Raw genomic sequence first — 8,179 nt, 5'->3', positions numbered from 1 at the left:
AACCTGCGACCAACGGATTAAAAGTCCGCTGCTCTACCAGCTGAGCTAACGACCCAAAAACTTTTTACAACAACTTCGGTAACACTGTGCCGTAAAAAAATGCTTGCTATAACAACTCGCAAGCAGATCAGTACTGCGTATTCGTGGTAGGCCGTGCGGGATTCGAACCTGCGACCAACGGATTAAAAGTCCGCTGCTCTACCAGCTGAGCTAACGACCCGAAGAAGAAAGATTATAGGGGGTGCCCGGGATTCTGTCAAACCTAACGGGCAACTTTTTCCCCGCTTTTACTTTTTACCGGCCCGTTCCTTGGCCGCTTGCGCCGCGCTGGAGTCCGGGTAGCGCGAGATCAGGGCGTTCAGCGTCTTGGTGGCGTTCGGCTTGTCTTTCAGCTCCGTGTAGCAGCTGGCGATGTTGAGCATGGCGTCGGGCGCCTTCGGGCTGTCTGCGTAGTGTTTCAGCACTGCCTGCTGGGCCGTGATGGCGTTTTTGCAGTCGCGCTGGGCGTAATAGGCGTTGCCCAGCCAGTATTGCGCGTTGGCTGCGTACGCCGATTCCGGATAGCGCTTGACGAAGGCGTCCAGGGCCGTAACGGCGCCCTTGTAGTCGCCCGACTTGAACAGGCCGAACGCGGACTCGTACGCGCTTTGCTCGGACACGCCCACGGCCGCTTCCTGGCCGTCGATGGTGACCTGGCGTGGTTCGAGCTTGCGCAGGCGCGCGTCGATGTCGGTGTAGAAATCCTTCTGGCGCTTTTGCACATTCGCCAGGTCGTTGCCCAGCACTTCGATCTGGCCGCGCAGGCGGGCGATCTCTTGCATGGTCTGGTCGTGCTGGTTGAGCAGGCTCAGGGTGCTGGTCTTGTCCGCCTTGGCGTCGATGCGGCCGTTCAGGTCGCGCGCCATCGCGTCAACCTTGGCGCGCAGCTCGAGGATGGCTTTGCGTGCTTCGTCGTCGTCGAACAGGGCGGCGTTGGCGTGCAGGGGCAGGTAGGCAAACGCGGCCATCAAGGCGGCGGCGACGCCGGCTTTCGAGAATGTCATCATGGGTCGGGCTTTCTAAGGTTACGCAAAACATGCAAACGGGGCGCCGGGCGGTGAATCACCGCGCTGCGCCCCATTATTATGCCTATGACTGGCCAGTTAGGTAAGCGCCAATGCTGCCGCGCTCACCCGTCAACATCAATAAACGATGTCAGCGCGGCGGTTTTCAGCCCATGCTGCTTCGTTGCTGCCTTGTGCTTTAGGCTTTTCTTTGCCCAGCGACACGGCTTCCATTTGGCCTTCCGGCACGCCCAGGGCAGCCATCGACTTGCGCACGGCTTCAGCACGTTTCTGGCCCAGGGCCAGGTTGTACTCAGCGCCACCGCGTTCATCGGTGTTACCTTGGATCAGGATCTTGCGCGATGGGGTTTTCACCAGGTAAGCAGCGTGGTTTTGCACGACTGGGGTGTCCGCTTCGCGCACGACGTATTTGTCGAAGTCGAAGTAGATGCTGCGGTTAGCCAGCACGCCTTTTGGATCGTCCAGTGGATCGACCGATGCGGTCGTTACTGGCTGAACTTGACGGGTGTCAACTGGAGCTGCGACTTTTTCAGGAGCGCGCTCAACCACTGGGGTCTCTGCAACTTTGACTGGGGTGCTGCAGGCGGACAGCAGGGCTGCGGTAGCGGCGATGAAAGCCAAACTTTTAAAGTTACTCATTTTTATTCTCCGGGTCATGGTTAAAGGTGAAACTGTACAGCATTTACTTCATAAAAGGACCCCAGGTGGGCTCCTTGATATTGCCAGCTTGCGTAGTCAAACGCTGTTTGACGCGGCCATCCACCGATACCACTGCCAGCGACTTGCGTCGTCCGGATTCGGTCGCGTACATGATATATTTCCCGTTGGGCGAAAAGCTCGGTGATTCGTCGTTGGCGGTGTCCGACAGGCGCAGTTCCTGGCCACTAGCCAGGTCGAGCGCGTAGAGCTGGAAATTGCCGTCGCGACGGGAAATATAAGCGAGTGTCTTCCCGTCGGACGAAATCCGCGGGCTGATGTTGTAGGAGCCGCCAAACGTCACGCGCTTGGCTTCGCCACCGCTGGTCGACATGCGGTAGATTTGTGGTCCGCCGCTGCGATCGCTGGTGAAGTAAATACTTTGGCCATCGGCCGAGAATTGAGGTTCCGTATCGATGCCGCTGCTGGTGCTGACGCGGCGCAAGCCGCTGCCGTCGGCATTGACGGTGTAGACCTGGGTATGGCCGTCGCGCGACAGGGCCACGGCCAGGCGCGAGCCGTCCGGGCTCCAGCTCGGCGCCGAATTGCTGCCTTTTTCATTCGACACGATGGTGCGCTGGCGCGTCACCAGGTTTTGCACGTAGACGATGGGCTTTTTCTTTTCAAACGACACGTATGCGACCTTGGTGCCGTCCGGCGACCATGATGGCGAAATGATCGGCTCGTTCGAGCGCAGGGCGACCTGGATGCCTTCGCCATCGGCGTCGGCGATTTCCAGGCGGTATTCGCGGCCCGATTGCGTGACGTAGGCGATACGGGTGGCGAACGCGCCCTTGACGCCCGTCAGCTTTTCATAGATGTCGTCGGCGATCTTGTGCGCCAGCAGGCGGTTGAACTGCGGCGCGGCCGCATTGTTCATGCTGGAAATCTGCGCGCCCTTGATGGTGTCGAACAGTTTGTAGCGCACGTCCAGGCGGCCATCGGCCATGCTTTGCACGCTGCCGGCCGCCAGCGCGTCGGCGCCGCGCGATTTCCACTGCTCGTAGCTGACGGGCGCCGTTTCCGCCACGGGCGCATCGGCGTCGATCAGCTTGAACACGCCGCTGCGCGCCAGGTCGGCCTTGATAATGCCCGACAGCGATTGCGGCGCCGCCGATTCATTGACGAAGCTGGCCACAGCCACCGGGATCTGGTTGCTGCCGATCCCCGTAATCTCCACGCGCAGCTGCGCCTGGGCGCTTGACGCTCCCAGCATCAGGCTGGCGCAGAGCACGACATAGCTCATTTTTTTCATGGTCATCATTTAGGCAAATCCTTCATCTCGAATATGAGTTCAATCTCGCGTTCCACGGTGCCGTCTTTTTTCTTCGGCAGTGGCGACGATTTATTAATGGCGTTTTCCACCGAGCTGTCATACGCCGGCAGGCCGCTGCTTTTAATCTTTCGGACCGAAATAATTTCCCCAGTTGGCAGTTGCTCGATCTTGAACACGGCGCGCGGGTTGCCCGGCACCTCCGTGCTACCGCTGTACGCGATATTGCTCTTGATCTTGCTCGTCAGGGCAGCGACATAGCCGCTGTCCTTGCGTGGCGCGGTCGCTTTCGCGGCCGTGCCCGTTGTGCCGGCGCCTGCTGCACCCGTGATGCGGCGCATTTCCGCTTCACGCGCCTTGTCGGCGGCTTTTTTCTCTTCCGCCGCTTTTTTCGCCTTGGCGGCTTTTTCCGCCGCTGCTTTTTTCTCGGACAGTTCTTTCTCGGCTTTTTCTTCCGCCGCTTTTTCTTTCTCTTTGGCCAGCTTGGCTTTCTCCAGCTTGTCGGCCTTTTCTTTTTCCAGCTTGTCAGCCTTGTCTTTTTCTTTCTGCTTCTGTTTTTCCAGTTCGCGCTTTTCTTCCTCGCGTTCCTTCTGTTCCTGCTTGCGGCGTTCTTGCTCTGCCGCTTTCTCTTTTTCTTCCTTCAGCTTGGCCTTCTTGCGTTCCAGGGCGATCTCCGCCTCGCGCAGGTCGACCTTCGGCTCGGGCGCGGCCACGGGCGGTGGCGGCGGCGGCGCCGGCTGTTCCACTTGCGGTTCCGGCGGCGGGGCTGGTGTCGGCTCCGGTTCCGTCGCCACTTCGGGCGGCGGCGCGGCCGTCTGCACTTTCATGTCCCACACTTCCGCTTCGACGGCGACAGGTTCCGTATTTTGCCAGTGTACGCCCACCCACAGGAAAAACAGCAGGCCAAGGTGCATCGCCAGCGCCAGGCCCAGCGAGGGCCAGCGGCTGCGTTCGCGCGGCACGCTGTAGGGCTTGCCGAGTACATGGTCGATTTGTTTGTTCTGCAAAGTCTAGTCTATCTAAAAACGGTCAAGTCTGGAAACAGGATGCTGCGCTTACTTGGTGGCCAGGCCGACACGGGTAATGCCCATCTTTTTCGCTTCCGAAATGAGCTGGATCACATCGTCGTACTTGCTTTCCTTGTCGCCCGCGATCATCACGGGATAGTCGGGATTGCTTTCATGTAAACCGCGCAGCTTGCGCAGCAGGGCGTCGCGGTTCGGTTCCGTTTCCGGCGACAGCTGTTCCTTGCCGATGACGCCGATCGACAGCGAACCATTCGGTTTCAGCACGATCTGAATATAGTCATCGGGCGGTTTCGCCGACTTTTCCGCGTTGGGCAGGTTCACCACGCTGGGATTGTTCGACGACGGCATCACCATGAAAATGATCAGCAGCACCAGCATCACGTCGATGTACGGCACGACGTTGATCTCGGACTTGAACTTGCGGCCGCGGCCGCCGCGCATGCCGCCGCTATTGAATGAGGAACCCATGGACGCTGCTCCCTCTTAGCGCGACTGGCGCTGCAAGATGTTGGAGAATTCCTCGACGAAGCTCTCGAAGCGGATCGCCAGGCGGTCGATGTCATGCGAAAAACGGTTGTAGGCGACGACGGCGGGAATGGCCGCGAACAGGCCGATGGCCGTGGCGATCAGCGCTTCGGCAATGCCGGGCGCGACGGCGGCCAGGGTTGCTTGCTGCACGTTGGCCAGGCCGCGGAAGGCGTTCATGATGCCCCAGACGGTACCGAGCAGGCCGATGTACGGCGAGACGGAGCCGACGGAAGCGAGGAAGGCCAGATGCGATTCGAGCACGTCCATTTCGCGCTGGAAAGCGGCGCGCATGGCGCGGCGTGCGCCGTCGAGCACGGCGCCCACGTCCAGCGCTTCGCGCGAACCGTAGGAAGCCTTGCCCTTGATGAATTCGCCCATGCCGGCGTCGAAGATGCGGGCCAGCGCGCCGCTCTGGTCGCGGTTGCCGCTGGCGTTCTGGTGCAGCGCATGCAGGTTGCCGCCGGCCCAGAAGCTGCGTTCGAATTCGATGGTTTGCTTGCGCGCCTGGCGCACGGCAAACATCTTGCGGAAAATGTAGGTCCAGCTGGTCAGGGAAATCAGCAGCAGCAGGGCCATGATCAGTTGCACGATCAGGTGGGCATTGGTGATGAGCGCGAGGAAAGAAAGATCTTGTGTAACGTTCATTGGCAGGCAGTCTGTTGGGTGAATTATCCGGGGGTGGCGGTAGGGCTCAGGTGGCGCGCATGCGGGCCGCGACTGCATCAGGCACGGCGCGCGGGCGCATGCTTGAGTCGACGCAGCCGATCTTGACGCGGGCCGTGTTGAGCAGGCGGTCGCCGCACCAGGCTTGTTGCAGGAAAACGATGGAGGCGCACCCCATTTTTTCTATGCTTAAGGTTAATCTTACCGTGTCATCGAGCCTGGCTGGCGCATGATAGTCGGCGTTGACGCTTTTGACAACGAACATCGCGTCATGCTGTTCCAGCAATTCCTGCTGGCCCACGTCGATGGCGCGCAGCCATTCCGTGCGTGCGCGCTCGAAGAATTTGAGGTAGTTAGCGTAATAGACGATGCCGCCGGCGTCGGTGTCTTCATAGTAGACACGTACGTTCCAGGTAAAGACTGAAGGCATGTTTATTGCGCCAGTAGTGAGATTGAGCAACATTTTACGCGATTTTTCTTCTTGTGACTGTGGGCGCTTGCTGGAAAGCCATGCAAAAGCTGCATATAAGTTGCACCGCAGCATTGTAAATCCGGGGCGGGCAATGGCAAGCCTCGTAACATACGCTTACAAGCCGCAGCCAGGTTTAAGTCCAGCTTAAGCGCCGCGGCCTTGTCCGGGCTGCGGCGGCGCGCGGCGATTATAGCTGCACGGTTGCATTCCTTGCTCAATTTGGGCACTTAACTTACAATTTGACTTCCATTACGTCTCACGTGACTGGCGAAAAGTCGGGCGATCTCCCTGAGTGGCGATCGGCAAACCGGCGAAAGGTGGGCACCCACCGGGAAACGTGAGATTTTTCATCAGCCGTTCGCCTGGGTAGCCACTATGGAAAAGCACGAAGAGGCTGCCCGTCCAATGTTGTTATTCACTTAACGCCGGCTCCCCTCATTCGATCCAACCTGCCAGTACAAGCACCCTCATACTTGGAGTTTTTACATGTTTGCAAAAGATCACACCCTCGCCAACGTCGATCCTGAATTGTTCGCCGTCATTCAAAAAGAAAACACGCGCCAGCACGATCACATCGAACTGATCGCCTCGGAGAACTACACGTCGCCAGCCGTAATGGAAGCGCAAGGCTCGCAGCTGACGAACAAGTACGCCGAAGGCTACCCGGGCAAGCGCTACTACGGCGGCTGCGAATACGTCGACGTGGCCGAGCAACTGGCCATCGACCGCGTCAAGAAACTGTTCGGCGCCGAATGCGCGAACGTGCAGCCGAATTCCGGCTCGCAGGCGAACCAGGGCGTGTTCTTCGCCATGCTGAAACCAGGCGACCTGATCATGGGCATGTCGCTGGCCGAAGGCGGTCACCTGACCCACGGCATGCCGCTGAACATGTCCGGCAAATGGTTTGACGTCGTGTCGTATGGCTTGACGGCGGAAGAAGACATCGACTACGAGGCGATGGAGCGCCTGGCCCGCGAACGCAAGCCGAAACTGATCATCGCCGGCGCGTCCGCTTTCTCGAAAAAAATCGACTTCGAACGCTTCGGCAAGATCGCCAAGGAAGTGGGCGCCTACTTCATGGTGGACATGGCCCACTACGCGGGCCTGATCGCCGCCGGCCTGTACCCGAATCCGGTGCCGTTCGCCGACTTCGTCACCTCGACCACGCACAAATCGCTGCGCGGTCCGCGCGGCGGCATCATCCTGATGAAGGCCGAGCACGAAAAAGCCATCAACTCGGCCATCTTCCCTGGCATCCAGGGCGGCCCGCTGATGCACGTGATCGCCGGTAAGGCCGTCGCCTTCAAGGAAGCGCTGAGCCCTGAATTCGTCGAATACCAGAAGCAAGTGATCAAGAACGCCGACGTGCTGGCGAAAACCCTGATCAAGCGCGGCCTGCGCATCGTGTCCGGCGGCACCGAATCGCACGTCATGCTGGTCGACCTGCGCGCCAAGAACCTGACGGGCAAGGAAGCCGAAGCCATCCTCGGTTCCGCGCACATCACCTGCAACAAGAACGGCATCCCGAACGACCCGCAAAAACCCTTCGTCACCTCGGGCATCCGCCTGGGCAGCCCGGCGATGACGACGCGCGGTTTCAAGGAAGCGCAAGCGGAAGAAGTGGGCAACCTGATCGCCGACGTGCTGGACAACCCGCATGACGCCGCCACCATCGAGCGCGTCAAAGCGGCCGTGAAAGTGCTGGCCGACGCGCACCCTGTGTACGCCTCATAATTATTTGTCCAGAATGTGTCATACGGAGTAAGATTCCGTATGACACATTCCTTCGTGCCCAAGGGCGCCCGGAGTGATTCGGGCGCCCTTTGTACAAGGGCGGCGATTTCCCGTAATTATTACTATAAAGTTGTAACCAGCCCATGAAATGTCCATTTTGCCAGCACGGCGACACCCAGGTTCTCGATACGCGCGTATCGGAGGAAGGGGATGCCATTCGGCGCCGCCGCCGCTGCGGCAAATGCGACAAGCGGTTTACCACGTACGAGCGCATTGAACTTATCATGCCGGCCGTCGTCAAAAAGAATGGCAGCCGGACGGAGTTCGCTGCGGATAAGTTGCGCGGCAGTTTGATGCTGGCCTTGCGCAAGCGTCCCGTCGCGGCCGCCTCGGTGGATACGGCCATCGCGTCCATCCAGGAAAAACTGCTGACGAGCGGCTTGCGCGAAGTCGATTCCGGCTATATCGGCGAACTCGTCATGCAGGAACTCAAGCGCCTCGACAAGATCGCCTACATCCGCTTTGCCTCAGTGTATAAAAATTTCGAAGACCTGGCCGAGTTCCAGGATGCGATCGCCGAAGTGGGGCAGGCGCGCAAGCCCTGACGCCTGCTCGAAGCCTCTTGTTCGACGACGGGGCTGCTCATGTGCCCCGTTTTGCGCCCCGTGTTCACCACGCCAACGCTCGCCTGGCAAGCGGCCTGATCAATAACTACACCGTT

The 8,179-nt window shown here is 59.4% G+C and carries 9 protein-coding genes, 1 tRNA gene and 1 riboswitch; of the genes, 2 read left to right on the top strand and 8 right to left on the bottom strand.

Translation table 11 applies throughout. The features are described 5' to 3' along the window. Positions 1 to 144: 144 nt before the first annotated feature. The 8 genes from JAB8_RS22070 to ybgC all read right to left on the bottom strand — a co-directional run bounded on the left by JAB8_RS22070 (position 145) and on the right by ybgC (position 5,682). Positions 145 to 220 (bottom strand) — tRNA-Lys (locus JAB8_RS22070). Between the two features lie 67 nt (positions 221 to 287). After that, the gene (ybgF, locus tag JAB8_RS22065; RefSeq protein WP_070219558.1) at positions 288 to 1,046 is read right to left on the bottom strand and encodes a tol-pal system protein YbgF; all 759 of its coding nucleotides are present in this window, start codon (positions 1,044 to 1,046) and stop codon (positions 288 to 290) included. A gap of 135 nt (positions 1,047 to 1,181) precedes the next feature. Then, a complete protein-coding gene (gene pal, locus JAB8_RS22060) occupies positions 1,182 to 1,703 on the bottom strand; it encodes a peptidoglycan-associated lipoprotein Pal (RefSeq protein ID WP_034759187.1) in 522 nt (173 codons plus the stop codon). Between the two features lie 43 nt (positions 1,704 to 1,746). Further along, positions 1,747 to 3,024: a Tol-Pal system beta propeller repeat protein TolB gene (tolB, locus tag JAB8_RS22055; RefSeq protein ID WP_083287380.1), complete on the bottom strand. Its 1,278-nt coding sequence runs from the start codon at positions 3,022 to 3,024 to the stop codon at positions 1,747 to 1,749. Continuing rightward, positions 3,021 to 4,040, bottom strand: a complete 1,020-nt coding sequence (tolA, locus tag JAB8_RS22050) for a cell envelope integrity protein TolA (protein ID WP_083287851.1) — start codon at positions 4,038 to 4,040, stop codon at positions 3,021 to 3,023. Before tolA ends, tolB begins: the two co-directional genes overlap by 4 nt. A gap of 48 nt (positions 4,041 to 4,088) precedes the next feature. Further along, complete coding sequence (locus tag JAB8_RS22045) at positions 4,089 to 4,529, bottom strand: ExbD/TolR family protein (protein ID WP_223278896.1); 441 nt, start codon at positions 4,527 to 4,529, stop codon at positions 4,089 to 4,091. Between the two features lie 15 nt (positions 4,530 to 4,544). Next, a complete protein-coding gene (tolQ, locus tag JAB8_RS22040) occupies positions 4,545 to 5,234 on the bottom strand; it encodes a protein TolQ (protein WP_046682323.1) in 690 nt (229 codons plus the stop codon). Positions 5,235 to 5,280: 46 nt separating this feature from the next. Further along, positions 5,281 to 5,682: a tol-pal system-associated acyl-CoA thioesterase gene (gene ybgC / locus JAB8_RS22035; protein ID WP_070291405.1), complete on the bottom strand. Its 402-nt coding sequence runs from the start codon at positions 5,680 to 5,682 to the stop codon at positions 5,281 to 5,283. Positions 5,683 to 5,974: 292 nt separating this feature from the next. Beyond that, a riboswitch (ZMP/ZTP riboswitch) is annotated at positions 5,975 to 6,099 on the top strand. A 111-nt stretch (positions 6,100 to 6,210) separates the two neighbouring features. Between ybgC and glyA the strand changes: the two genes are divergently transcribed. Both glyA and nrdR read left to right on the top strand, forming a co-directional pair. Continuing rightward, on the top strand, positions 6,211 to 7,458 hold the full coding sequence (glyA, locus tag JAB8_RS22030; protein ID WP_070219562.1) for a serine hydroxymethyltransferase: 1,248 nt from the start codon (positions 6,211 to 6,213) through the stop codon (positions 7,456 to 7,458). Between the two features lie 143 nt (positions 7,459 to 7,601). Continuing rightward, on the top strand, positions 7,602 to 8,063 hold the full coding sequence (nrdR, locus tag JAB8_RS22025) for a transcriptional regulator NrdR (protein ID WP_034759169.1): 462 nt from the start codon (positions 7,602 to 7,604) through the stop codon (positions 8,061 to 8,063). Positions 8,064 to 8,179: the final 116 nt, after the last annotated feature.

The sequence above is a fragment of the Janthinobacterium sp. HH106 genome, assembly GCF_001758725.1.
GTDB lineage: Bacteria > Pseudomonadota > Gammaproteobacteria > Burkholderiales > Burkholderiaceae_D > Janthinobacterium.
This window is presented reverse-complemented; position numbering and strand designations above follow the sequence as displayed.

Coding starts and splice junctions, on each gene's coding strand:
- pal (WP_034759187.1), bottom strand. CDS start 1,703: ATGAGTAACTTTAAAAGTTTGGCTTTCATCGCCGCTACCGCAGCCCTG.
- tolB (WP_083287380.1), bottom strand. CDS start 3,024: ATGATGACCATGAAAAAAATGAGCTATGTCGTGCTCTGCGCCAGCCTG.
- glyA (WP_070219562.1), top strand. CDS start 6,211: ATGTTTGCAAAAGATCACACCCTCGCCAACGTCGATCCTGAATTGTTC.
- nrdR (WP_034759169.1), top strand. CDS start 7,602: ATGAAATGTCCATTTTGCCAGCACGGCGACACCCAGGTTCTCGATACG.
- tolQ (WP_046682323.1), bottom strand. CDS start 5,234: ATGAACGTTACACAAGATCTTTCTTTCCTCGCGCTCATCACCAATGCC.
- ybgF (WP_070219558.1), bottom strand. CDS start 1,046: ATGATGACATTCTCGAAAGCCGGCGTCGCCGCCGCCTTGATGGCCGCG.
- ybgC (WP_070291405.1), bottom strand. CDS start 5,682: ATGCCTTCAGTCTTTACCTGGAACGTACGTGTCTACTATGAAGACACC.
- JAB8_RS22045 (WP_223278896.1), bottom strand. CDS start 4,529: ATGGGTTCCTCATTCAATAGCGGCGGCATGCGCGGCGGCCGCGGCCGC.